A 25,343-nucleotide genomic window follows, 5' to 3' on the forward strand; every position below is an offset into this window, starting at 1 on the left:
TACCTAACCGCTTATTTTCCCGTAACTTTGGGGGCTGGCCTGAAAGTAATGTGGCCGTCACTTTTCACACCTAATTCAATTCCTTTGCCTTTCAACCCATTCAATATAGACTTACCCGTAAGGGAGATCATCCCGGCGGTGCGGGAACACCTCGCCGCCGAGAACACGCTTATTGTGAACGCGCCTCCGGGGGCAGGAAAATCTACCTTGCTGCCGCTGGCTATCTTAGACGAGGCCTGGCTGAAGGGGCAGAAAATCATCATGCTGGAGCCTCGCCGGCTCGCGGCCCGCACCATTGCCGAGCGACTGGCCCAACTCTTGGGCGAAGAAGTGGGCCAGACCGTTGGCTACCGCATCAGGTTTGAGAACCGCATCTCAGAGAAAACCCGCCTGGAAGTAGTTACCGAGGGAATCCTTACCCGCATGCTGCACTCAGACAACGCCCTGAAGGGTGTGGGCTTGGTCATTTTTGATGAGTTCCATGAGCGCAGCATCCACGCCGATGTAGCCATGGCCCTCAGCCGCGAGGCCCAGGCCACCCAGCGCCCCGACCTCCGCATCATGGTCATGAGCGCTACCCTCAACATGCCCGAACTCACCCGCCTGCTCAAAGCGCCGGTGGCGCAGAGCCAGGGCCGGCAATACCCCATTGACATCCACTACGCCGGCGAGACCGATCCGCATCTCCTGCACGAGATGACTGTCCGCACCATTAAGCAGGCTCTGCGGGAGAAGGAAGGCGATGTGCTGGTGTTCCTCCCCGGCGAGAACGACATTAGAAAGGTAGAATCTTTCCTGCGGAGAGAATTGCGCAACATTGCCATCCACCCGCTGTTTGGGATGCTGCCACCTGGTAAACAATACGCCGCCATTATGCCAGACCGGAACGGCAAACGCAAAGTGGTACTGGCTACCTCTATTGCCGAAACCAGTTTGACCATTGAAGGCGTGAGCGTGGTGGTGGATACCGGCTTTGCCAAAACCCAGCGCTTTGACCCCGGCACCGGCCTGAGCCGCCTGGAGACCGTGCGCATCTCCAAGGACGCCGCCGACCAGCGGGCCGGACGGGCCGGGCGATTGGGTCCGGGTACCTGCTATCGGCTCTGGACCGAGAACCTGCACGCCCGCCTCGCGCCGCACCGCACCCCCGAGATTCTGGACGCTGATTTATCCCCGCTGGTGTTGGACATGGCTGCCTGGGGTATTATAGACATCCGGCAACTTACCTGGCTCACCCCTCCGCCCAAAGCCGCCTTGCTGCAGGCCCAGGAAACCCTGCACCAACTCAATGCCCTGGAGAACGGCCGCATCACCGAGCATGGTCGTAAGATGCACGCCCTGCCCACGCACCCGCGCCTGGCCCACATGTTGCTGGCTGCCCAGGAAAGCGATCAACTGCCTTTGGCTACCGATATTGCCGCCCTGCTGGAAGAACGCGACCCGCTGCCCCGCGAAGCCGGTATTGACCTGAACCTGCGCATTGAGGCCGTCCGGCGCTTCCGGAAAGAGCAAATGCACAACAAACGTTTCTCAAAGATTGAGAAGATAGCCACCCAGTACCGCCGCATGTTCAGCATAGAGCCTGAGAACTCGACCGTGGACCCGTATGAGACAGGTGTGTTACTGGCTAACTGCTACCCAGAGCGCATTGCTTACGCCCGCCCCGGCAACAATGCCCAGTTCCAGCTTGCCAATGGCAAATACGCCAGTGCCGGCCACCGCGATGACCTGGCACATGATCCGTGGCTAGCCATTGCCCACCTGCACGCCGGTGGCGAAGGGATGGGTCGCATTTTCCTGGCCTCGCCGCTCAACCCCAAAGACTTGGCGCCCCTGGTGAAGCAGAAAGACGTAGTCAACTGGGACCCTGAAGAGGGCGAACTTACCGCCTCCCGTGACCTGCGCATCGGCTCCATCGTGCTTCAAAGCAAGCCTTTGCCCCCGCCTGATGACCGCTTCCTGATCCAGGCCATCTGCGAGACCATTAAACGTGAGGGCGAGGCGCTCCTGAACTTCTCCCCGGAAGTGGTGCAGTTCCAGAACCGGGTACTCAGCCTTCGGAAATGGCACCCCACCGAAGGCTTCCCCGACCTGAGTACCCCTACCCTGCTGCTCACCAACGCCGACTGGCTTGCCTATTACTTAGAGGATGTGGAGATTGGCGAGGACCTGTTCGAGATTGACCTGCTCCCCATCCTGAAGGGCATGCTGGACCGGGAAAAAACTGCTCTCTTGGATGAGCTGGCCCCGGCTACCCTGGTCTTACCAGATGGCCACGAAATGGAGCTGGCCTATCCCGGGAACGGCCAGCCACCTTTGCTGGAGATCCGGCTGCAGGATGTGATGGACTGGGATAACAACCCCACTGTGGATGGTGGAGACGTGAGTGTGGTCCTTCACCTGCTCACCCCAGATTTGAAGCCTCTACGGGTTGTACATAGTCTGCATAGTTTCTGGCAGGAAGAATACCGGTCATTGAAGCCGATGCTGGTGAAGAAGTTTCCAAAGGTAGCCTGGAAGTAAGGTTATTAACGGGTGCTGCAAAGCTTTTAAGTGGGTTGTAACTGCTTTGCCTTTCTGGAGGAATTTTGTGGGCGAAAAGTGATGGAAATTCAGTTTTTTATGTCTGACTAGGTGTTTAATAGCTGTTTTTGTGAAAACAGGCTCAAAATGGAATTAGCCGGTTATTATATAAAGTTTAGGTTTGCGTAGTCCGCTTTCGCTGGCGTGGCGCCGCTGTTTGCGTTAGTTCATAAGCTGTGTTGTTGCATGGCTGGGCTCCGAGCGCTCACGGCCGCGAGGCCCCGCCTTCCGGCCTCGCGCTGCGCCAGCTTCCTTTGCTCCCTGCGGTCGCAATGCCTTACGGCACCGGAACCTGACAAGGCGCTCCACCGAAAGGCTGGAATAGGGGATGTAGTAGCAGGAACCGCCCCAGACCTCACAGGTTTTCAAGACCTGTGAGGTCTTGCTTTATAGAGACGCCACACCTTGCGCCTTCCGAATTGCTGATAAGATTCTCCCCTTGAGGATTGCACAAACGAGAGTTTAAGTCAGCGAGCGTAGCTCTGAAGAAGGGTGTTTACACTTGCTGGTCATGGCGTTTGCTCACCAATTCCAGGGTTCAAGTCTGTGACTTGGCCCTACTATGACCGGCAGTTGCAAACTGCCGTGAGGCGCCAGCCTCAAACCAGCCCTGCCATGTAAAGCGTTGGCAAAAGCTTCTGACTCCTGCCTTTCCAGCACCCCTAAAAAAGGAAAGCCGCTCTAACAAAAGTTAGAGCGGCTTTCCTTTACATTAATATCTATAGATTAAACTAACCAGGCATTCCAAGGAATACGGCTCAGGATGAGGATGAGGCCTAATCCGTAGAAAATGGTCATGGTCTTGAAGCCAGTATTGGTGCCTACCTGACGTTTGGCTTTGGAGTACCCGATGGTGATCAGGATAACGGCCAGCACCATCATGAGCGGGTGCTCCAGAACGTACAAACGAGTAGTAGCGTCTTTCATGGCAGCACCGGAAGCGCTATTCAACCCCAGAGGAGACACAAAATATAGAATAAGCCCGATCACCCATTGCAGGTGCGTAGGAATAAGCCCCAATAAGCCCAGCTTCCGGTTTTTGTCAGTGAAAGTTTTTCCGCCTAAAAGTCCGGCCAAAGCTGCGATGAATGAGATCGCCACGCCTAAAAGCACCAGATACGCTAAACCAGAGTGCGCGTGCTGAAGTCCTGTATACATAATTTGAATTATTAGTTGCAGGGGTAAATATAAGGAATACACATTATACGAGAGGAAAGAATACGCTAATAGCCGCTGTAACTTTTAGAAGATAGGCTGAGGCTGGCGCAGGTCGAAAGCACAAGCAACAATTAGCTTTAAGACCGTTTTACAAAAAACAAGCTTCAAATAACTTGTATGTTTTACCTGTGCTCTGGAAGCTTTCGCCCCACGGCAGTTGCAAACTGCCGGTCATAGTAGGTCCAAGTCACAGACTTGAACCATGGGATGGGTGAGCAAACGGCATGGCCAGGAAGTGTAAACACCCCTCTGCGCTCCCTTAAGGAAAGAATCTTATCAGCAATGCGAAAGGCGCAAGGTGTTGCGCCTCTTCAAAGGAAGACCTCACAGGTTTTCAAAACCTGTGAGGTCTGGGGCGTTCCTGCAAACGCATTTCCTTTTCCAGCCTTTCGGTGGAGCGCCTTTGTTTTAGACCTGGTGCCGCAGGCAGGCCAACCGGCCAAGGCTAAAACAGCAGCGCGAGGCCGGAAGGCGGGGCCTCGCGGCCGTGAGCGCACGGAGAGAACTATGCAACAATAAAGTGATTGAACCCACGCAACAGCGGCGCCACGCCAGCACAAGGGGACTACGCAAACAGATCAAAAATGGAACATAAAAAAAGGTGTCAGAAATTACCACCTGACACCTCCGCTAAAGCCAAAATAAAGAATTCTAATCCTTCTGTACCGAAGCAAGCACCTGCGGTGCTCCCTCTACTTTACGCAGCACCCACTCCCCTACCTGGAGTCCTTGCTTACGCCCGTTGTCTATGGCGTCCATGAAGTGAATACCGCCATAAAATCGGGAAAGGCCTGCCTCAATGGCAGCGTCTTGGAAGGATTTGAACTTGCGGTCCGGCAGCCCGAAACGCTCTTCAACAGTATCGGTGTACTGGAACTGGTCTCCGAAGTAATGGCTCAGGATCACCGCGGAGGCCGCTGAGATGGTGGAGTGACCACTGAGATACTCCGGAAAGGGCGGTGTTTGCAGCAGGGGCTTGTAAGTGGGGTCAATGTACTTGCGGATGGCAGTCTCCGGACGGATGCGGTTGCTGCGGAACTTCTCGTCCCAGCAAGAGATAAAGCCATCCATCAGCGCAATGGACACCAAGGTGTGCACCTTCATGGATTTGGCAAAATCGGCTTTGGCCTGCTTACAGGCAATGCCCGTGATACCCAGCCAGTGCGCACCCGGAGATATTTTCTTCAGGCCCGCCTGCAAGTGCCCGTTGTCCTGCAGGGCAAAGGGGTTACAGTCCCAGAAAGAGGCAATCTCCAGCTGCTCCTGAGAAAGGTTTTTACTGGACTGGTAATTCTGTTGCAATAGCGCAAAGAACTTAGATTTTTTATCTGAGGAAAAAGCCACGGGCGGCGCCGGTTTGAACTGAGAACAGGTGTCCAGGGTGAAGGACCTTACGGTGTTGAAGTAGGGCTCTACCGGAGCGAAATACGCGGGCGGGGTTGGGTACCAGTTACCCTCTCCTTCCTTGGGCGTGTACCGCGGATAGTTGCTGATGCGGTTGTATTTATCTGCTTTGGCGTAGGCCAGGATCTGCTTGCTCACCTTTTTCGCATAGTTCAGTGACGAGGTGATAGTTTCTTCGGCGAGGCCTTCGCGGCGGCAGGAATCCAGGAACTGGACTTCCATGGAGTCCAGCAGCACACCGGAGGGCTGCATTTTCTTGGCGGTCTCCATCATGGCCAGAATAGCGCTCAGTTCCGGAGAATGCCCTTCAACGCTATCGGGTTTGGTGATTGCCGGATAGTTCCGCAGCACGCCGTGCATGCTTTTATAGGTGCTGTCGTTCTGGGAAACCACCTCGTAGCCGGCTAGCGTGGCGTAGGAGAAAAAGCGGGAGGCCAGCGGCGGATTGGTGACGTCATTCACCATGATGTCGGTCATTCTATGGATGATCTGGCTGATCTGCTCAGAACTGAATTTCAGGTTCTGCTTCTGCTCCCGGCCCGGGGAAGAGCAAGCCCCAAGCACGATCCAAACCAAAATAAACGGTAAATACTTCTTCATTACTGCAACTTGTATGCTTTCACGGGCATCTGGTTCAACCCAAATACCACCGTATTGTTCACGTTTAGAATGCTGCGCACATCGCCTACCACCTTGAAGCCCGATTTATGCTGCGGCACGTAAATGAAGTTTCCTTTGCCATCGTTCTGCAGCAGCACGCCGTAGTTCGCGTCTGATTTCCCGAATCGCAGGCGGGCTTTGTTGACATTGCCGCCCAAAAGCAAATCCGGGGCACCGTCATGGTTATAGTCCAGGGTAGTCATGGCAAATACCGGCGAATACTGAGCCTGCAGCGGCAATTTCATCTCGGTGAACCTTCCGTTCGCACCTCCCTGAAAATAAGCTGTTTGCATATAATTGCAGGACAGATGACCGGCCCCACTAAGTTCCGTAGGGGTGAAGATTTCATGCAGGGAGGCGTTGGCGTAGGAGCCATAGTCCTGGAAGCGGGTGCGCATCATGCTCACCTGGTCCAGGAGCTCGTCACGGGTTACGTAGGGGTAGCTTTTGCCCTGCATGTAAAAACACAGGATGGGTTCTACCGCGCCGTTGTCATCAAAATCCTTGAAGTACAGTTCGGCGGGCTGTTTCTCCGAGGCCTTGCACTGGGTATTCAATCCCTGGTTCCCGATGAGCAGGTCAGGGCGGTTGTCCTTGTTGAAGTCTCCTACCATGAGCTTGTTCCACCAGCCGCTGTACTTCCGGGAGAAGAAGGCATCGGTGGTTTCGTTGAGTTTTCCGTTTTTCAGGCTGAAAACAGAAACGGGCATCCACTCTCCTACCACTACCAGTTCTGCTTTCAGGTCGCCGTTGAGGTCGTGCCAGGCGGCATCGGTGACCATACCAATGTTCTGGAGTTTAGGAGCCACTTTTGCGGTTTCGTCACGGAACTGGCCTTTGCCGTTGTTGAGCAGCACGTAGCTGCGGGGCGCCTCGGGGTAACGGCCCGGGATCACTCTACCACCCACAAACAGGTCCAAAGCCCCATCGCCATTGATGTCAGAGGCCCGCACGCAGCTTTTGCTCGTGAGCATGGCCGGAAGCGCGTTAGAAGCTTTGGTGAAATTGCCTTTGCCATCGTTCAGGTACAAACGGTCTTGCAGGGCGGCATCATCGGGCATGAAGTTGTGGTACCCGCCGCTCACCACGTACAGATCCAGCGCTTTGTCATTGTTCGCGTCAAAAAACAGGGCATCCACGTCTTCGCTGCTTTTATCAGAGGCGAAAGCCGGGTTGGCCTTGAGGGTGAACTTGCCGCCCTTGGTCTGTAAATAAATCGCGCCTGCCTGACCAACTGCGCCCCCGGCGAAAATATCCTCCAGGCCATCGGCGTTTACGTCCCCTTTTACCAGACACGGCCCCGAAAAAGACATGGGGTTGATCATGAGCGGTTGACGCTTGAAGTCATTGATGGGGGTTTTCTGGTGGACAAACGTAACCGGCGAGGCGGTCTCCGTGAAATAGGTTTTGCTTGGTGCCGCCGGTTTATAGGTGGAGGTGGCGTTTTTCTCTTCCAGGGTGAGCACTTGGTTGCCTTTCACGTTTCTGAGGACCTGCTGCTTGCCGCCCAGCCAAACCACGCGCAAAGAATCAATGGTACCGTTACTGCCCAACCCGAAATGCATCACCGGCGAAACGCTGGACTGGAAGCCGCGCGAGGTCATCAGCTCCTGTAACTGCTGCTGTCCTTTTTGGTACAGGGTTACTTTGGCGCCCAATCCCTGGGTGTTCTTGCCCAGGCCCACCAATTTCAATTGCAGATACTGGTGCTTCAGCTGTTTCTGGGCCTGGTTCTGGTACACAAAGGCGGGCTGGTTCACGTTGTTGGCCACCAGGTCCAGGTCACCGTCATTGTCCAGATCGGCGTAGGCGGCCCCGTTGCTGTTGGAGGCCAGTTCAAAACCCCAGCTCTTGCCCACGTTGCTGAACTGTAGCCCCCCGGTATTCTTGAACATGTAGTTGTTCACGTTAGAGGCCGGCATTTTAGAAAGCAAAGTCATTACGCTTTGCGGCGTAACCTTGCCCCGCAGGTACTGGAAGTAGGCGCTCCGGAATTTGATGAAATCCATGTTGGTGAAATCTTTCAAAAAGCCGTTGCTCACGAAAAGATCTTTCCAGCCATCGTTGTCATAATCGGCTAAGAGAGGTGCCCAGCTCCAGTCTGTGTTGGACACGCCGCTGAGTTGGCCCACTTCACTGAAAGTGCCGTCTCCGTTGTTCACCTGCAGCATGTTGCGCATGTACTGGTAGTTGAACCCGGCGCGTACCTGCATGTCAAAGTACTCGTAATTATCCGGCCCGAATAATTGCTTCTGGCGTTTGTTGTCCTCGGGCAGCATGTCCAGGGTCATTATATCTGGTAGGCCATCGTTGTTGATATCACCAATGTCATTGCCCATGGAATAAATGGAAGTATGCTGGATACTGGCTTTAGATTTATCTGTGAAGGTGCCGTTCTTGTTGTTGATGAGCAGAAAATCCGGGGCCGAGTAGTCGTTGGAAACGTATATATCGGGCCAGCCGTCCAGGTTTATATCCGCGATACCGGCTCCCAGACCATAAGAGAACGCCGATTTGTCCAGCCCAGCCCTGTCTGAGATGTCTTTGAACGTGCCGTTGTTGTTCTGGTACAGCTTGGCCTGCATAGCGCGCTCAGGCTTTTTCTTGATTTCCTTAATGGTGACATCATCCAAGTTGGTGAACTGCCGCGGATTGTGGTTCAGCAGGAACATGTCCAGGTCATGGTCCCGGTCGAAGTCAAAGAAAGAAGCATGGGTGCTGAAGGAAGAATCCGCCAGGCCCATTTCCTGCGCTTTATCTACGAAGGTGGGAACCCCGTTTTTGCCGGGCCCTTGGTTGATGAAGAGTTGGTTCGCGCGTCTTTCGCCGGGCAAGCTTCCCGAGTAACACTGGTAAATATCTGGGAGGCCGTCGCCGTTGACATCGGCGATGGTGGTGCCCGTCTTCCAGCCATTCTGATTTCCCGCTACGCCAGCTGGCGTAGTGATGTCCTCAAACCGCATCTGGCCTTTATTCAGGTACAACCGGTTGGGCACCATATTTCCGGAGAAATAGATGTCCTGCAGCCCGTCTTGGTTTACATCGCTGATGGCCACGCCGCCACCGTTGTAAAAATACTGGTAGACAATAATGTTGGAATAAGGCGTCTCAGTGAGGCTATTGTTGAAACTGATGTTGGTTGCCTCAGGCGAGAGAAGCGTGAAAAGGGTGGGCTCAGAGGAGGCCGCAGGTCCGGTGGTGATTTCCTTATCCTTTTTCTCTTTCTGGCAACCAAAGGCCCCTACTATTAAAAAGGCTATCCCTAAGAGGGAAGTACGTCTAAACGAATACATGCTGGAATCTTAAAAAAGCCTATAATAATACAGAAACTTATTGGGTTCTCCAAGAAGCGTTTTTGACCCAAGTTTTTGAAGGAAAGACAAAACTGTTATTAAGTCACCTGGAAGAAAAGGGATGCTACTAGCCTGTGCTTGTTTGGCATTGAATTAAATGAATTACCCAAAGAAGGCTGAGATGAGAAGTTGTTAACAGGAAGGATGGCGATGGACTTCTGCTTCAGCAAACCCTTGGGAACTCCTGCTTCAGCAATCTTTGCTTGAGCAGCAAAAGTTCTAATAACGAAAGCTTACTTTATCGTGCATTAAGAACTTTCATCATTCTGACCTTGCTACATTCCAGACCTGAAAATATGCCTTGTCATATGAAAATTTACAAGGCCAGAACTCTAAAAAATACCACCATTTTAGAGGACACCATCTCAGGTAAATTATAAAACAACTTTGTACACAAACTTATTACTTGTTTGGCTTAGCCAGGATTGAGGGTCCAGCAGGCGCTCCTTTGTTAAAATAAATCAGAAAGTATAGCATCTTACCCTTATAAAACCCGTACCTACAACCACACAAATCACTATAACCATGGAAAATAACCAAGAAACTAAAGCACTAGCTGATCTCATCCAAAATCCGCAGGAAATCTCCAATATCATCAACAATCCGGCAGATAACGGAATGAAATTTTACCAGCAGCTCCGGAACAAAGACAAACAGTACGTTGCATTTGCAGCCGGACTAGGCCTGATTGCCTATGGCTTCTTCCTGAACCGTTCCAGCAAAAGCTCAAGCGCTGGCCAAGGCAGCTACGGAAAAAAAGGAAAGAACCGGAATGGCGGCCAAAACCAAGGTGGAACCCAGGCTAGCCTAGGTCAAGGTTCTGCAACTGGTGCTGGCGCCGGATACGGCGGAAGCGGCCAGGTAGGCGGAGACTACAACGGTGGCGATTATAACCAGAACAACGGATAAGCAATTAAATTACGTTTCATCCACTATCTGAAGGGTGCGGACTCTACTTCCGCACCCTTTTTTTATTCTTACCAGCCCCATAGCCTATTCAAATACATAAAGGGCAGAACAAAATTCAGCTTTAGTCCAGGAATGTAATTCTCTTATTTCAGAGTCATTTTTAAAAAACAGGCTAGATCCAATAAAACAGGCTTAAAACGAGGAAGAGGGATTTAGTAAATTCTTTATCCCTGTCAAACGACTCTGCCCTTTACTTAAGTGGAACTCATTTTTAAGTGCCGGAATTCACGTACTTCACATTCTTACCTGCAAATCTCATTCATAAAGGATCTAGACTGGCGGTAGCCCAACCAACTCATCTCCGTTTTCCACTACATTTCACAAAGGCTTAATGATACCCTGCCTGAAATCAAATGATTGGTTACTTTTGTAATTAACTTCACTTCCTAAAAGATGTAACTCGTTTTATGAAGTGAATACTCTATCCCAAATTTAATACATGAATCAGGCGGAAACGTATGCCTGCCAACACCCCCAAGATGTTATTTAGCTTACAAGACTTCACCAAAAAAGAAAAAGGGCTTTTTGCCTTGATCCTTCTCTTCTTCGTTACCCTTTACTTTGCCCACCTGAGCGGGGTCAATTCTGTAGTTACTGGCTTACTGGTAGTTTATAGTTTCACCTTGAGTAGTCTGAAGGAAAAATGGGAAACCCTCAAGCAAAGGCCTTATATCCAGGGCATGCTGCTGTTTTTCCTGGCTCTGGTCATCAGCACCTTGCTCTCAGATGATATTGCCCGAGGACTCCATCATTTGAAAATCAGACTTCCCTTGCTACTATTTCCTGCAAGTTTAGGGTTGTTACAGCTTAGAAAGGTATTCAAAGATAAGGTGCTGCTATCTTTTGCCGTGATCACTACTTTGGTGGCTTTGGTTTGCATAGGCTCCAGTATTTACGCCGCCAGCACAGCCCACAGAACAGACTACCTCTATAATGATGCGCTTACTGGCATCACGAGGCAACAGTCCATCTATATGGCTTTAGCAACCAACATAGCCCTCTTCATTTTTGCGAAGGAAATCTTCTTTGGCAGAAGTAAATACAAGATGGGTATGTTGCTGGCAGTAGTACTGTTGTTCGCCTTCAGTTATCTGTTGGCGAGCCGCATCATGTTTGCCCTACTTTTATTAGCCACCCTTGGTTTTAGTTTTTACTACATCATAAAGGAAAGAAAGATACTGGAAGGACTTACCTTGGTCTTAGGGTTGGCCATAGGAACTGTTGTGATCAACAAACTTATGCCTTCTACTTTTAATCGCTATAAAGAGCTTACCTACAGAAGCTTTGACTTTGAGAGCCGAGGCAAAGAAAGCCATTATAACATGGCCATCACCCCAGACCAGTGGAACGGAGCAAACTTTAGGTTAGCTGCCTGGACTTGCGGGTTAGAGGTATTCCAGACAAGCCCCATCAAAGGAGTTGACTTAGGCGATAAAGATGCCGTTCTGCTTGAGAAGTACAAGGAGAAGAAATTCTACATGGCCATAGAGACCGATAAGAACGTGCACAGCAATTACCTGGATATACTGTTCAGTTTAGGGGTCATTGGTTTCATCCTCTACGTAATAGCCTGGCTGATTCTTCCCCTGCTTTCCGCCTATCAAAATCAAAATGGCTTTGCCATTCTCGTCATCTTCACTTTTGCTGTTGCCTGGATAACCGAAGTTTACTTTGGCAAGAACTTCGGGACCATGTTGGTTGGCTTCTTTGTGCCGTTTGTTTTAGCGAATGGCTCCAAAACGAAAATCCCCGGTTGATGACTACCGGGGATTTTCGTTTTTGTTCAAACTATTAGCAGGAAATCAGATTATTTGTTGTCCTTCATATAAAGATCAATTGCTTGTTCGGTTTCTCCAACGAATACCAACTCACCTTTCTTCATAAAGGCTGCCCGGTTACAGTATTTCCTGATCACATCCATGCTGTGACTTACCAGTACCACTGTTCTGCCCTGAATCCAAGAACTTTCAAATACCTTCACCGCTTTTTCCTGGAACTTAGCATCACCTACCGCAAAGATCTCGTCCAGGAACATGATATCAGCGCCTGCTTTCACAGCAATAGAAAAGCCCAGGCGAGCTACCATCCCTGAGGAGAAGAACTTGATCTTGGTATCTACAAAGCCTTCCAGTTCAGCAAAGGAAATGATCTCATCAAAAATGGCATCAATCTCCTTTATTTTAAGGCCTAGAACAGATCCAGAAACATAGACATTTTCACGGGCCGTTAACTCATGGCTCATTCCCACTCCCAAGTTCATCAGCATAGTAGACCCTTGGATGTTTACATATCCAGTGTCTGTAGGATAAACCCCGGCCAGCAGCTTTACTAAGGTAGATTTACCACAACCGTTTCTACCCAGCAACCCAATGCACTCCCCTTTCTTGATCTCTAATGACATATTTTTAAGGGCGAGAATGTATTTAGTCCTGGGAGGATTAAACAAATTAAAAAGGCGGTGCTTAACAGTACTATGGCTATCCTCAGAAACTGAAAAAGTCTTACTTATATTTCTGGCTTTAATTGAAATTGTATTTTCCATTATATTATAATTTCTCTGCAGCTTTTGCACCAAGCTTATTCAATAGAATAAGGCCAACTAAAAGAAGAAAAAATGCATAAGCAAAGTCAAAGATAAAAAGTTCAAAATTCGGCAACTTACCTTCCATCATAACAAACCGTGCATTAATAATAATACCGGCAATCGGGTTCGCAAATTCGAAAGACGGAAGAGATTCCTTAAACGTTGTAAGCCTATATATGATTGGAGATAAAAAAAATAAAAATGCAGTAAATACTTGCCAAACTTGAGCAATATCTTTAGCTACAATATAAATATTTGAAAGAATTAAAGAAATTCCGAGTGACAAAATAAATACATTTAAAAACAAAGGTATTATCCAAAGGTTATAAAGATGAGGACCAATAGAGGAAGGTTCGATAAAATAATAGAAACCTAAAAACATAATTAGGTTAAAAAAGAACCCAATACTATTACTCAAAAGGGTTGACACGTATATTTCCAGCTTATTCATATTACTGTACTCATACAAGAATTTTTTAGAATTTAGGATCTGAACAGTTCCTCCAGTACTTTCAAGGAAGAAATTCCACAAAATCAAACCAATAAATAACCAAGAGGCAAAAGCAGGAATATCTTGCTTAAGCACTACCTGAAATACAATAAAATAAATTAGAATATCCATTATAGGCTTTAATAAAGCCCAGAATAAACCTAATTTATTTTCATAATATCGAAGCTTAAATTCTATTTTAGCAAGTAACCATAATCTCTCCAGCTTATTTGATCCAACAAACCAGTTGTTTAAAATTTGTAAAAACATAAAACTATTTGTAAAAAATATTATAAACTCTTAAAGCTACTTTTTTCAAGTGCCTGTTCTTCTTTACACTTGATATTATTTTTTGTGAAATCGCATAATTGAAAGGAAATCTCAATTCAAGATTATAGTCGACACTTGGGTTATCCAAGTATATACCAGGCCCATTCGAATTAATTAAGCTAAAAATTTCAGAAACATAAAGACTGTAAAAGGCTTGATGCTTTTTACCAATGTAATTATGTAATAAAACCTTCTTCTCCTTAGAGACTCCTCTAATCATTGAATCACCTCTTACTCTATAATAGAAAAGAACCTCGGGCAAAACTACTCCCCTAAAGCCTTTACTCACTAAAGAAACAACACTTTCATAATCTTCTAACCCAGGAAAAGGCATTCTTTTGTCATTTTTACCTGCAGCTAAAAATGACTGTCGTTTATACACAAGTGCGCTTGAGTTGATAAGATTATGATATAGGATGAGAGGAGGCTCAGGGGAAAAGGTAGGCCATACCTTTTCAGAACCTTCAAAATATTTTGTCCAAGATCCAACAAAATCTACATTTTCAAAAAAGGTTAAAACCTTTAATGCTTTCCTAAAATAATTAGGAGCCACCCTGTCATCTGCATCTAAAAATGCAAGAAACTCTCCATTAGCAGATTCTGCCCCAACATTTCGGGCATTTGCTAACCCCTGATTAGGAATATCAATTATTTTGATATCATCTCTTTTCCTGTAAAGATTGAGCTTTTCAATACTTAAGGGATCAGTACTTCCATCGTTTACTATGATAATTTCTTTCAGCTTTAAGTCAGTCCTTCTTACAGAATCTATTGTTTCGTCGCTGAATTTACCCATGTTATAGAAAGGAATCACCACAGATAACTTCCCATTTACTTCAGCGGATCCGAGCGTATTTTTTATTTGAGGTTTACTTGCTCTAATAAAAGGAAAGAGTTTCACGGTATTCTTTTGAGCCAAACCTTCCTCCAGAGCTTTGAACTTCAATCCATAAACTTGATCTAAATTGTATGCATTTTGAATCCTTTCACTGGCTTTTCTCCCTATCGTTACCCTTTGGGAGATTGAAAGACTAAGAACTCTATGAAATTGTTGAAAAAATGAATTCGGGTTCTCATGATCAAAAATAAATCCACTCACTCCATCTTCAACAATCTCTGCTTGTCCGCCCTGCTTGGAAACAAGAACAATATGCCCAAGACTCATCATTTCCATCACCACATAAGGAAAGTTTTCAACTATACTGGGTACAATGACAACCTTTGCTTTGTATAGCCTTTTTTCTATCTCAGATGGAAGAAGTTGTCCCTCCATAATCAATAGCCCTTTGTCTATATACTCCCTATATTGACTCTTTACTAAATTCCCCATAGTTTTACCAGCAGGGTGGTAAACTATATCTTGCCCTCCAATAAGATGTAAAGACTCAGAAAATCCACTATCCCATAGAGATTTAAAGTAATTTAAAAGAGCAAATGTGCCCTTTTGGGCTGATAGTTTACCTAAATAAACTATTTCATTTTGGTTTTGATCCGTTCCAGAGTTCCCAGTAACCGTCACAGCCTCAAAGGGATTCGGCACTACAAATAAGTTGGGATTATGGTATTCCATTCTTTTACCAACTTCAGAAAGAAGGAACTGACTAGGAGAAATTAACACATCAGCAGCCTGAATACAGAATCGCTCCATTTCTCCAATCCAAAAATTAGGATATTTATGAATAAGAGCCTGGTTGTATTCTAAGTATAAAAAAGCCGGTGAATGCATGGTAAGTAGTACAGGCACATCTTTGCACCACTCATATTGAAGATGCTTAAACTGAAGCAAATAATAAGCAATCCCTAAATATTCTTGGGCTTCAATAAGATCTGGTTTCCCCTCCTTCTCAATAAATTCTTTTACGATGAATGCAAATTCATAACTTAAGTTTGTGATATATCCTAATGTTTCAGAAAAGTTCGTGCGGGAGGGTCGAAAACGAATAATTCTTACTCCCTCTTGCACCTCAACGTAAACATCTTTGACAGAAAAATCATTTATAAATATTGTTACAACATGCCCTTTCTTATGGAGCATTTTCGCAGAGAAGAAACAATAAGTACTAATTCCCCCACCATGGAATGGTGGATATTCTGTGGTTAATATCCAATATGTTTGTAAACTATTATCCCCCATCTTTTATCAACTACTATCAAATTGAACACCATATGCTTTCAACAGATATTCGAAATGCACCTCATTTCCTAATCTGTGATATACAGCAGAAACTGAATCCTTCTGACGACCTGAAAGAGCAAAAAATTTACGAAGGGTAATTGGCAGTGATTGGCCATCTCCAAAACAAAGAACACCTAATCCATGGCCATGTAAAAATTCAAAGACAAGTGAAAACTCTTTGTGGACTTCGGCCCAAAATTGATGTACGCCAAACCCGCTGTCAAACACCTGAGTATCATGAAATAAAACAATTGCATCTTTCTTTAGCTTACGCTTCCAATCATTGAAATCTTCCTTTACATCATCATAATAGTGTCTTCCATCTATATGGAGTAAATCAATACTTTCATCTTCAAAATAGCTTAAACCTTCACGAAAAGTACTTTTTATTACTTTTGAAACTTCCAAATACTGCCCTTGATGTTGTATAAACTTTTGAAATATGTCTGTGTCATAAATACCCGCATGTTCATCTCCCTGCCAATGATCAATGGCGTAACACATACATTTTCCAGCTCTTAATCTATCCAATGCATATTGACAAAAAACGAAGAAAGAAAAGCCATTATGAACACCTAATTCAACTATACACTTGGGCTTTAATCGTGCCAATAACCAAAATACAAAAGGAGAATGCTTATGCCAAGCAGATTCAGGAACATACTCAGGCTTAATTAATGAATTTTGATCAACAAACTGCATATAATTTATCGAACTAGTTTCCTGCGCCCTAATGCAATTTTGACTACATGCCCCAACCTTTTAAACCAAAGTGGCAAAACTTCATATTCCTGATGATAGAACTCAAGTATTTGCTCGGTCTCTTTTTGCCTCAAGGCTATTTCTAAATACTTTTTTTGGTTTTCCAACTCAAAGGACAAATCTTTAATGGTGGCCTCCTGTTCTGCACAAATCTTATTCAGGGATTTCAGCTGCTGCAAAATATCCATTTTAGTATTAAAAAATACTGAATAGTCTACAACTCTTGGACAATCCGCAATACCTTCAAAAGTAAAAGCCGGTTCTATTATATTAACAATGAAATCTATTCCTCCAATTTTTTCCTCATAGTGCACAAGGCCAGCCAAGGATCCTATTTTACATGTAATCAGCATTTTCAGGTTAACAATATTTGTCTTGTGGTAACCCTGCCTACTAAACACCTCTCTTACAGGTGCCTCACAGTCGCTTTTTTCAATAAAAACAATAGGTAGATTGTTAACTTTATTGAACTTGAGTAAATAAGAAAAGCGTACAAGCCACTTTAAATTCTCAATATTGGGCTCTCCATCAAACAAAATTGAAAAAGAAGGGAAATGCACGTTGTTTGACACCTCTGTTAGCCACTCACTTCTATTTTCTATAGATGAAAACCTAATTAGTTGAACGAGATTATCCCTGTAGGAATTAAAACTAAAAGCATATCTCTCAAACAGAGTAGAATCTAAATAAATATTATTTACCAGAATCATAATCCTTTAATTGAGAATCCTTGTGAGGTAAGGATCCATGGTAAAATTCTTTCCCATGAGTGTGTATAAGTACCCATACCAATATCTTGAACATTTCCTTTTTCAAGACTTGATCTTATTTCCATTGCATCAAACTTTGAAAAAAATTCTTTTAGAGGGTTCCACTTACAACAAAACATTGTCCCAGCCACAAAAGAATAGGGTTTAGGAGGGTAAACCTTAAAAGCATCCATTAATTGAATCAGTATTTCATTATTTGAAGTCTGGAAGCTTTTAGTTGATGCAACATATTCTGACTTAATATAATTTTTAGAACAGCAAACACCAATTTCAGGTTTATTCATTTCTTTCAATAGAATCGAAAGACTTGGTTCTTGAAATATATACGTAAGCTCATTAAACCAAAAGTTACCTAATGGGCTATGAGGGCTGCGCTTATCATGTAATAAGAAAAGCAAATCAAACTCCTGATTTGTGTTTAGTAGATAGTCTATTCCAATTAATTTTCCTCCTAGGTCTTTACCCTGATTTGTATGATTAAGAATTATTGATTTCCCATCATCTTCAAATGGATGATTTGTTACTACAATCCTTTTTGAAGCAATGTCTGTAAGTTCTTGACTACATAGGCTTTTATTACCACCTTGCTTTTTATAGTATTGGTATTCAATAACTACAGACTTCATTTAATTAGGAAATAATATCAACAATTTGGTTGAAGTCATTAACCGTATACTTGTACTGGAACGATTTACTCAACTTTATAATTTCTTTCTTCAAGCCCTTGTATTTTGATGCATCTTTAGAAATAGAAACAACTTTATCATATGCATCATCTACCCCGTCTACAAACAAGCAATTTATATTATCCTGGAATCCATATTCATGTAAGCCATATTCACTATGAGATAATAAAGGCACTACCCCAAACTGTGCTATTTCTAAGGCAATTGTCGCTACACCTCTGTGTCTACTTAAATCAACAAATAAATCGTTTCTTTTATAAAGGTCTAATAAATCATTCTTGTGTAGTTCTCCATGGTAAGTAATACCTGCAATCTTTGGATCCTCATGCCCAATTACATTTAATTCTAGATTTTTATGCTTTACAAGCTTTTTAAGTAAAGATTCAATCAAATCTGCACCTCTTCCGTAGTGATTTTTAAGCTTAAAATACAACAATATTCTAAAGGGTTTTAAGTCGCCTTCAACAAGTGGGGTGAAATCATAATTGCTAACGCCACATTTAACAAACGTAGACGGCAATTTATGGTCGTCCCATAATTTTTGTTTTATCCAATCTGCGTAAACAATGTTAGAATTGAATGTATTTTGGTAAGTAGCCTTTGCTTTTTCCACATCAGCATCCGCAAACCAAGGTTCATAATCTTGAATAAAGTAAAATTTCTTTTGGACTGAAGCCAATTTATTCACAAAATCGAAGGTTTGCCAACCAGTTGCAAACACATAATCAATACCAACCGTTTCTATAAAAAACCTCGCTTCTTCAGGATTTGAGAAAGTTATTACACTGTGATTTACATCCATCCAATTATTGAAGGGTTGGCCCACATAACTGACAGAATATACATCATAAAATCTCATCTGTTCTTGACAAATGTCAAAAATTATTCTATTTCCACCTCCAATACCAAATCCTGGATGTATCCAGCAAATTTTTTTCTTTTTGTTTTTATAATAAATATAATCATTGATTTTATTCATCTCATGCAAATGAAATCCTGCATCTCTAATTATTGATGCTAATAACCTCTCCATTGCATGAGATAAAAGCTCATCCTTTTTATAGCCTGGTTCAAAATCATGAATGGTCAAAGTATTCTCTTTGAACTTATCCTCAAAAGCAGACCATTTTGCCCAAAACATTGTACCTCCAAAAAAGTCTAATGTAGTATCTCTTATTTTTAATCTATTGGATAAAAGTGCAATATTATTGGCATTAGCATTACCTCCTTGGTTTAAATCGTTTAATGTGATAGATGTCCTTGTTTCATATGGGCCAACCATTCCTAAAGTTGGCTGGCTTGTAAATAATCTTAATATATGAGCCACTATGGACTGCGATCCCATTAATGATTCATAACTCTTTTTGCGCCACCATTCTCCTACCTCAGCATTTACTCCTAAAGATTTCTTAGTATGTATTTTCAAGACATAATCAAAAGAAATACCTTCCTTTATAGCATAATTTACAAGCTCAAAAAATGGACCTATATCTAATCCTTTGTTAGGAACCCTAAGGATAATAGCATGGGGATAATCCTTTTTTATCTTACTAGTGGTAGATTCGCAATCTTTATCTTCTTCGTTTAGAGTGATCAACAAATCAAAATTTACACCCATATTTTTTAAATACCCGCTAATCTCATCCCAAAGATCCTGATAGAATAGGTGCACGAATACTCCAATTCGAAGTAGCTTCTCATCTGTAGCATGAGAAGAAAAGAAAGACGATTTAGCTAGAGAATTATTCACAGAAGGTCGTGAAGAAGAAATAGTATGACTCACTTGTAACTTCATCTTTTTAGGATTGATATTACCGGAGATTCTTCTTATCTGTAATTTACTTTTGAGTGTTCTATTTAATTTTTCTTTTAGAACACCAATTGTACTTCTTGTCTCGTAAGTATCACGATACCAAGTAATAATTTTTTTATAATAATCAATTTCAGCTTTTAACTGTTCAATCTGATCTGCACTATTATTCATTTTTGATTTTAAAACTTTTAAACTTTAATCAATGTGGCCAAATTTTCTTGAAAAATATGTACTCCTTTATAGTACCATAGGCAGGTTAAATTTACAACGCGAACCAACTAAATTATTTAAATTATGAAAAGTAGTTTAAAGTTTACTATCTATAACAATACAGCAGATTAGAACTAAGTCACTTATTTATTCTTTGAATAAAATAATTTTTCTCTTAAAGTCCCTAAAAGGCTTCTACTTTCATAAGTGCGTTTATACCATTCTATATCTTGTTGCTTCCGAACAATCTCGCTTATTAGCTTCTTGTTAAGTTGCTTATTTCCTTCATTATTCCGTTCAACTACAGATATAGCATCCTTTAATTCTTCTACAAGTTTAGATTTATTTTCAAGGGCAGCTTTCAGCTCTTGAATCTCTTGGTTCTTTGACTCAAGCACCTCCTGTTTATTGGAAAGTTCTTGAAGTAATTGGGTTTGGATCTTCCTTAATGAATTATTTATCTCTTCTAGATGGTCGGTTGGGGTAATATAATCTTGTAGTAGTAAAGTATTTCTCATATCAATCTTTCAGTAATTTTTTTTAACTCTCAACTTGCAACAGCCAAGGAAATCTCTTTTTTCTTCTTATCGAAAACATGGTATATTGATCTGTATTCTTTGAAGTTTAAATCAACATTAAATTTGGACCCACAGATATCAAAAGAATAGTCTCCCATCACCTCTAACATCTCTTTATTATTGAAATATTTTAGAATATTGGCAATAGCTTCAATTTCATTATTAAAAACATCGCCATTTAATCCAGTTTTGATAATGTCTGAGTTTCCTACACAGTCACTCAAAAGAACCGGCTTTTTCAAGGCTAAGGCTTCCAAAACGCTAAAGGACAGTCCTTCAAACAAGGAAGTGGAAATAAATACGTCGGCTTGACTCACCATTTCCTTAATGGTGTCAGGCTCTTGCCAACCAGTTACAATAATGTTTTTAGAATTCAGAACCCCTCTTTCTTTCCCGTCACCAGCCCAAATGAATTCTATTTGTTCATAATCTTCAAAAAACGAAGCAATGGCATTAAATAAGGTGGGGTTCTTCTGGTCCTCAATTCGACCGGTGGTGATTACCTGAAACTTACTCTTCTTGTTTAAAGGTGCTATTGACCCTGAGGTTTCCTTAAGGGAAACACCGTTATTGATGAAACTCGCATTAATCCCAATCTTCTGATACTCGGCCAATTCCGAGGCTGAGCAACATACTACCTTCCCCCCTACTCCATTGCCAAACCTTTCAATCTGTTTAAAAAGAAAGTTAGTTACCGGGTTACCAGAAGAGAGGAAAGGCGCACCGTTTGGAGTGTATACAACATTCTTTATGCCAGCCAATCTGCAGGCCACCCTTCCCAGGAAACCACTTTTGGAGGAATGCAGGTGCACTGCATCTACAAACCCTTTTTTTGAGAGTCTTTTAAGGATGTTGTGTAATTCTGAAAGGGCCAGAAAATCTTTGAAGGGATTGATAGAACGCTGAACCGATTTCCACCGAATGAAGCGCACGTTCTGTTTGGGAAAAGTTCGCTTCACATCTTTGGCAGACATGACCTGCTTGCGCTCCCCGTGGATAATGATATGCAAGTCCTCAGGCATTGTCTCTGTAAGTGACTTTACAAAAACGGCCACCCCAGAGGCAAAGGGTTCAATTACGTGTACTATTTTCATTAGCCTGGGGGATACAGAACTAAAATCAACTAAAGGTACTTTGAAAAGTAATGTTCCAAAGATAATTATTATTCACTGGAACAATAAATTATTAGAAGAAATACTATTCTTATGTTAAATATCACTGAAAAATTTTATTCCTATGCTGGTAAAAAATCTCAACAAAAAATATTCAACTATTTTTATTTGTATTTTTCATCATGATTAAATAAATAAACTAAATTTTAACATTCTGCAGCTCCAAATTCAACCTTAATCTTGCACCTCGCCTATTAGTAACGGATTCTCTAATTTATTACAGATTCACTTAAACAATTTTTCAACAAGCACATTCCGTTACGGCATTCGTCACTTATTTTTTAGAGACAATACCAATCCATAAGGTATATATCTCAAAATAAGCAACTTACAATTAGCCAACAACTTCTTAACAGGATTGCTACCGAATTCAGAAACAACTCTTTTTCTACCGATTAACTGCTGTTTTCGGTTAGACACGGAAATACCCTTGGGGTTTAATTCACAAGCCACTAAAAACTCATCTAAAACAGCCCCCTTAGATTTATTCAAAATATTAAAAAACAAGGCGTAATCTTCTACAAATGGATAATCTAAAGAATATCTGCCTGTTATCTCTATTATTTCTGACCTAAACATCACCGTTGGATGAATAAATACATTGCGGAAGTGCATGGCAGACAGGATAGCTTCATGCGCTGTAGGGGTGGTATAGGAATAACTGAATCCGTTCACTGGATTGCGAAAGGTACACCAGGTACCAAGCAAACCTACATCGGGATTCTGCGCGAGAAAGGATGCTTGTTTGTAGAATCTGTCTTGGTGGCACAGATCTCCGCAGTCTAATCTTGCTATATATTGGACAGCAACATTTTCCTCAATCCACTGCAAACCAGCATTTAATGCTTTGGTAATACCCGCATTCTGTTCAATTCTTATTATATGAATTGGAAATTCAAAGTCAAAAAATAAGAATAGATCTTCTTCCTTAACGGGACTCTGACTTCCATCATCCACCACCACCACACAAAGCTTTCCTACATCATACCTGATGCTATCCAGTGACTTTACCAAACCCTCTCGGTTGTTAAAGCAAGGGATTAGGACACATATATCAAAGTTTGCTTTTACGTCAGATGTACTTTGCTCCAAAACAGGTAATTGAATTTTGTTATTTATTATTTTGGGATAAAATAGCCTGGGGTATTTTCTTTTATTTCTTCTCCAAAGGTAAAACCGCCTAAATTGGTTCACAATTAAATCTCCTTAGAAGAACCAGAAATCATCAAATCACCTTTTAAAAGGCTTATTATCAGAGCTAAAACATTTTGCTTTTCACAAAAAGAATCTGAATCTGTTCTTCTTCGTTCTTCATTGGGACATAGCAGTTTAAGTATCTTAACAACCTATTCTTCTAAACTTAAAGAAGTTACCCATGCAGTATTTTGTAGAGAAGGGATCGGTGGTGCGGGAGATCTGGGGGAAGGGCGATACCGTGCTCTTTATCTTCGCGGGCTCTTCTGCGGAGTTTGCCCTGAACAAAGCCGTGGATTGGCTGTACTTTACGGGCCGGCTTCCAGCCGATCCTTTGGGGCGGCTATTTTCAACGGTTGCCTACGCCCGGAAAATTGTCTTCTCCCCTCTTGACGCAGCCTACCAGACCATTGACCGGATGGCCAGCATCCACGCCGGCGTAGAAGCCAAGCGCGGCATGTCCATCCCAGACTGGGCTTATCGCGATGTTCTGTTCATGCTCATTGACTACTCCATCAGATCATTTGAAGTATTGGAGCGGCCGCTTTCCCTAACCGAGAAAACAGAGGTGTTTGAGGTCTTTTACCGCGTAGGCTCCCGCATGGGCCTGAAAGATCTTCCTACTACTTACCAGGAATGGCTGGTGAGTCGGGAAGAGAATTTAAGACAAGACTTGGCCATGAGCCACTACACCAAGGACCTATTTCAACAATACCAAAAACACCTGGGCCAGGTAAGATACCGCCTGCTCCTGGAAGCCCAGATTCTGGTGGTGCCAGACCGGGTGAAAGAGCTGCTGGGATTCAGGAAGACCTCCTTGATCACCCCGCTATTACAAGGCTACAAGGCTAGCAGGAAATTCAAATTGGACTGGTTCCTCAAAAGCATCATTTTACCTTCCGACTACAAGAAGGAAATCAAGGATCTGGACCAGAAGCCAGAATAAGAGTAAGCCGGTACTTTCTGGTTTCCAGTTATGCTCATTTGCCTGCAAATCCAACACATCTCCTTTCATTGAATCCTATTTGCTCTTTCCTCCCGCCTTACCCCGCGAGATTTAACCTTGGCCCTTTTCCAGATCGAGGCGTTGTTGGGCTATTCCAGGCAAAACAGCCTTGAAACGGAGTCCTGCCCTGATACTCAAGGAGGCACACTTGTATTTAGCCCGTTTTTCAGAAAACAGCCTTGAACTACTAACAGCCTCTGCCGTACACCTTTGGAATCCAAAGGAAAGAGTAATGCATTGTTCCGGATTTGGCGGCAGTTACCCAGGTAATCCGTTGGCGCAGAATGGGAGCAGCGCATCAACTCTGTATGGAAGCCTGTCCAACGAAGCCTACAGGCTCCACTACTTCCTTTACCACCACATGAAACAGCAACCATATGGGAAATAAAGACTTTTCTTTCGGGTATCATTGCTCGCATGAGCAGTTCAAGCCAAGCCATTTACTGAACTTAGTGCAGAAAGCCGAGCAGGCCGGTTTTGGGAACGCGCTTTCCTCAGATCATTTTTATCCCTGGAGCGAGAACCAGGGCGAGAGCGGATATGCCTGGAGTTGGTTGGGAGCGGCCATGCAGGCTACCTCTCTGCCTTTCGGGGTGGTGTCGGCGCCGGGCCAGCGTTACCACCCGGCCATTGCGGCGCAGAAGGTGGCTACCCTGTGCGAGATGTTCCCCCACCGGTTCTTTATTGCCGCCGGCAGCGGGCAGTTCCTTAACGAGCGTATCACCGGGCAGAAGTGGCCCAACAAACAAGAGCGCAATGACCGCCTGAAACTCTGCGTGGACATCATGCGGGCCCTCTGGCGCGGCGAAACCGTGACCCACAAAGGCCTGGTGGAAGTGGAATACGCCAAACTTTACACCCTACCTGATTACATGCCACCCGTTTTAGGGGCCGCGATTACCCCGGAAACCGCTGAGTGGGTGGGCAGCTGGGCCGATGGCCTGATCACGATCTCCAATTCGCCGGAGGAACTGAAAAAGGTGGTTGATGCTTTTCACAAAGGCGGCGGCGAGGGCAAACCCATGCATTTGAAGGTGCAGTTGTCTTATGACACCTCTAAGGAGAAAGCGCGGCAGGGTGCGCATGAACAATGGAAAAACAATGTCTTCCCCTCAGCCCTGCTCTCAGACATCCCTACGGTGAAAGGTTTTGATGCCGCAGGCAGCATGGTGAAACCAGATGAACTGGAACCCGCCGTCAGGATCTCAGACAGCGCCCAGGAACACATTGACTGGTTGGCCAAAGACCTGGAACTGGGCTTTACGCACCTGCACCTGCACAACGTAAACCTGCAGCAGGAGCAATACATTGAGTTCTTCGGGGAGCGGGTGTTGCCTGAACTTCAGAAAATAGCGGAAAGAATGTAGGGCGTCCCTCCTTTCAAA

At 44.3% G+C, this 25,343-nt stretch carries 18 protein-coding genes; 5 read left to right on the plus strand and 13 right to left on the minus strand.

Translation table 11 applies throughout. The features are described from left to right. Positions 1 to 48 precede the first annotated feature (48 nt). Positions 49 to 2,523 (plus strand): ATP-dependent helicase HrpB, encoded by a 2,475-nt coding sequence (gene hrpB / locus J3P35_RS15290; protein ID WP_210465639.1) that lies wholly within the window; start codon positions 49 to 51, stop codon positions 2,521 to 2,523. A 786-nt stretch (positions 2,524 to 3,309) separates the two neighbouring features. On the opposite strand, the gene J3P35_RS15295 is transcribed toward hrpB, so the two are convergent. The 3 genes from J3P35_RS15295 to J3P35_RS15305 form a co-directional block, all read right to left on the minus strand. Beyond that, positions 3,310 to 3,741: a hypothetical protein gene (locus J3P35_RS15295; RefSeq protein WP_210465431.1), complete on the minus strand. Its 432-nt coding sequence runs from the start codon at positions 3,739 to 3,741 to the stop codon at positions 3,310 to 3,312. Between the two features lie 711 nt (positions 3,742 to 4,452). After that, a complete protein-coding gene (locus tag J3P35_RS15300; protein ID WP_210465432.1) occupies positions 4,453 to 5,805 on the minus strand; it encodes a vanadium-dependent haloperoxidase in 1,353 nt (450 codons plus the stop codon). Continuing rightward, positions 5,805 to 9,158 carry a VCBS repeat-containing protein gene (locus J3P35_RS15305; RefSeq protein ID WP_210465433.1) on the minus strand — a complete coding sequence of 1,118 codons (3,354 nt, stop codon included), beginning with the start codon at positions 9,156 to 9,158 and terminating at the stop codon, positions 5,805 to 5,807. Before J3P35_RS15305 ends, J3P35_RS15300 begins: the two co-directional genes overlap by 1 nt. Positions 9,159 to 9,743: 585 nt before the next feature. Between J3P35_RS15305 and J3P35_RS15310 the strand changes: the two genes are divergently transcribed. Then, entirely contained in the window at positions 9,744 to 10,127 is a 384-nt protein-coding gene (locus J3P35_RS15310) for a hypothetical protein (protein ID WP_210465434.1), read from the plus strand. 539 nt (positions 10,128 to 10,666) lie between these two features. Further along, the gene (locus J3P35_RS15315; RefSeq protein WP_210465435.1) at positions 10,667 to 11,944 is read left to right on the plus strand and encodes an O-antigen ligase family protein; all 1,278 of its coding nucleotides are present in this window, start codon (positions 10,667 to 10,669) and stop codon (positions 11,942 to 11,944) included. Between the two features lie 50 nt (positions 11,945 to 11,994). Here J3P35_RS15315 and J3P35_RS15320 read toward each other — a convergent pair whose 3' ends face one another. From J3P35_RS15320 to J3P35_RS15365, 10 genes are all read right to left on the minus strand, one after another. After that, positions 11,995 to 12,729: an ABC transporter ATP-binding protein gene (locus J3P35_RS15320; RefSeq protein ID WP_210465436.1), complete on the minus strand. Its 735-nt coding sequence runs from the start codon at positions 12,727 to 12,729 to the stop codon at positions 11,995 to 11,997. A 4-nt stretch (positions 12,730 to 12,733) separates the two neighbouring features. After that, on the minus strand, positions 12,734 to 13,531 hold the full coding sequence (locus J3P35_RS15325; protein WP_210465437.1) for an ABC transporter permease: 798 nt from the start codon (positions 13,529 to 13,531) through the stop codon (positions 12,734 to 12,736). Positions 13,532 to 13,535: 4 nt separating this feature from the next. Continuing rightward, positions 13,536 to 15,725, minus strand: coding sequence for a glycosyltransferase (locus J3P35_RS15330; protein WP_210465438.1), 2,190 nt, complete (start codon positions 15,723 to 15,725; stop codon positions 13,536 to 13,538). Positions 15,726 to 15,731: 6 nt separating this feature from the next. Beyond that, positions 15,732 to 16,469 carry a class I SAM-dependent methyltransferase gene (locus tag J3P35_RS15335; RefSeq protein WP_210465439.1) on the minus strand — a complete coding sequence of 246 codons (738 nt, stop codon included), beginning with the start codon at positions 16,467 to 16,469 and terminating at the stop codon, positions 15,732 to 15,734. A 5-nt stretch (positions 16,470 to 16,474) separates the two neighbouring features. Then, a complete protein-coding gene (locus tag J3P35_RS15340; RefSeq protein ID WP_210465440.1) occupies positions 16,475 to 17,239 on the minus strand; it encodes a hypothetical protein in 765 nt (254 codons plus the stop codon). Further along, a complete protein-coding gene (locus J3P35_RS15345) occupies positions 17,236 to 17,925 on the minus strand; it encodes a hypothetical protein (protein WP_210465441.1) in 690 nt (229 codons plus the stop codon). The genes J3P35_RS15340 and J3P35_RS15345 overlap by 4 nt, the downstream gene beginning before the upstream one ends. 4 nt (positions 17,926 to 17,929) lie before the next feature. Then, positions 17,930 to 19,969 carry a rhamnan synthesis F family protein gene (locus J3P35_RS15350; RefSeq protein ID WP_210465442.1) on the minus strand — a complete coding sequence of 680 codons (2,040 nt, stop codon included), beginning with the start codon at positions 19,967 to 19,969 and terminating at the stop codon, positions 17,930 to 17,932. 182 nt (positions 19,970 to 20,151) lie between these two features. Further along, positions 20,152 to 20,526: a hypothetical protein gene (locus J3P35_RS15355; protein WP_210465443.1), complete on the minus strand. Its 375-nt coding sequence runs from the start codon at positions 20,524 to 20,526 to the stop codon at positions 20,152 to 20,154. Positions 20,527 to 20,555: 29 nt separating this feature from the next. Beyond that, positions 20,556 to 21,680: a glycosyltransferase gene (locus J3P35_RS15360; RefSeq protein WP_210465444.1), complete on the minus strand. Its 1,125-nt coding sequence runs from the start codon at positions 21,678 to 21,680 to the stop codon at positions 20,556 to 20,558. A 348-nt stretch (positions 21,681 to 22,028) separates the two neighbouring features. After that, on the minus strand, positions 22,029 to 22,952 hold the full coding sequence (locus J3P35_RS15365) for a glycosyltransferase (RefSeq protein ID WP_317195391.1): 924 nt from the start codon (positions 22,950 to 22,952) through the stop codon (positions 22,029 to 22,031). 181 nt (positions 22,953 to 23,133) lie between these two features. Between J3P35_RS15365 and J3P35_RS15370 the strand changes: the two genes are divergently transcribed. Both J3P35_RS15370 and J3P35_RS15375 read left to right on the plus strand, forming a co-directional pair. Further along, on the plus strand, positions 23,134 to 23,898 hold the full coding sequence (locus J3P35_RS15370) for an oxygenase MpaB family protein (protein WP_210465446.1): 765 nt from the start codon (positions 23,134 to 23,136) through the stop codon (positions 23,896 to 23,898). A gap of 437 nt (positions 23,899 to 24,335) precedes the next feature. Further along, positions 24,336 to 25,325, plus strand: a complete 990-nt coding sequence (locus tag J3P35_RS15375) for a TIGR03885 family FMN-dependent LLM class oxidoreductase (protein ID WP_210465447.1) — start codon at positions 24,336 to 24,338, stop codon at positions 25,323 to 25,325. Positions 25,326 to 25,343 lie beyond the last annotated feature (18 nt).

Source organism: Rufibacter roseolus, from assembly GCF_017916365.1.
Lineage (GTDB): Bacteria > Bacteroidota > Bacteroidia > Cytophagales > Hymenobacteraceae > Nibribacter > Nibribacter roseolus.

Bases quoted from the DNA above. Each gene is read 5' to 3' on its own strand.
- J3P35_RS15310 (WP_210465434.1), top strand. From the start codon at position 9,744: ATGGAAAATAACCAAGAAACTAAAGCACTAGCTGATCTCATCCAAAAT.
- J3P35_RS15350 (WP_210465442.1), bottom strand. From the start codon at position 19,969: ATGAATAATAGTGCAGATCAGATTGAACAGTTAAAAGCTGAAATTGAT.
- J3P35_RS15295 (WP_210465431.1), bottom strand. From the start codon at position 3,741: ATGTATACAGGACTTCAGCACGCGCACTCTGGTTTAGCGTATCTGGTG.
- J3P35_RS15305 (WP_210465433.1), bottom strand. From the start codon at position 9,158: ATGTATTCGTTTAGACGTACTTCCCTCTTAGGGATAGCCTTTTTAATA.
- J3P35_RS15320 (WP_210465436.1), bottom strand. From the start codon at position 12,729: ATGGAAAATACAATTTCAATTAAAGCCAGAAATATAAGTAAGACTTTT.
- J3P35_RS15325 (WP_210465437.1), bottom strand. From the start codon at position 13,531: ATGTTTTTACAAATTTTAAACAACTGGTTTGTTGGATCAAATAAGCTG.
- J3P35_RS15355 (WP_210465443.1), bottom strand. From the start codon at position 20,526: ATGAGAAATACTTTACTACTACAAGATTATATTACCCCAACCGACCAT.
- J3P35_RS15315 (WP_210465435.1), top strand. From the start codon at position 10,667: ATGTTATTTAGCTTACAAGACTTCACCAAAAAAGAAAAAGGGCTTTTT.
- J3P35_RS15360 (WP_210465444.1), bottom strand. From the start codon at position 21,680: ATGAAAATAGTACACGTAATTGAACCCTTTGCCTCTGGGGTGGCCGTT.
- J3P35_RS15375 (WP_210465447.1), top strand. From the start codon at position 24,336: ATGGGAAATAAAGACTTTTCTTTCGGGTATCATTGCTCGCATGAGCAG.
- J3P35_RS15330 (WP_210465438.1), bottom strand. From the start codon at position 15,725: ATGGGGGATAATAGTTTACAAACATATTGGATATTAACCACAGAATAT.
- hrpB (WP_210465639.1), top strand. From the start codon at position 49: ATGTGGCCGTCACTTTTCACACCTAATTCAATTCCTTTGCCTTTCAAC.
- J3P35_RS15300 (WP_210465432.1), bottom strand. From the start codon at position 5,805: ATGAAGAAGTATTTACCGTTTATTTTGGTTTGGATCGTGCTTGGGGCT.
- J3P35_RS15370 (WP_210465446.1), top strand. From the start codon at position 23,134: ATGCAGTATTTTGTAGAGAAGGGATCGGTGGTGCGGGAGATCTGGGGG.
- J3P35_RS15345 (WP_210465441.1), bottom strand. From the start codon at position 17,925: ATGAAGTCTGTAGTTATTGAATACCAATACTATAAAAAGCAAGGTGGT.
- J3P35_RS15340 (WP_210465440.1), bottom strand. From the start codon at position 17,239: ATGATTCTGGTAAATAATATTTATTTAGATTCTACTCTGTTTGAGAGA.
- J3P35_RS15335 (WP_210465439.1), bottom strand. From the start codon at position 16,469: ATGCAGTTTGTTGATCAAAATTCATTAATTAAGCCTGAGTATGTTCCT.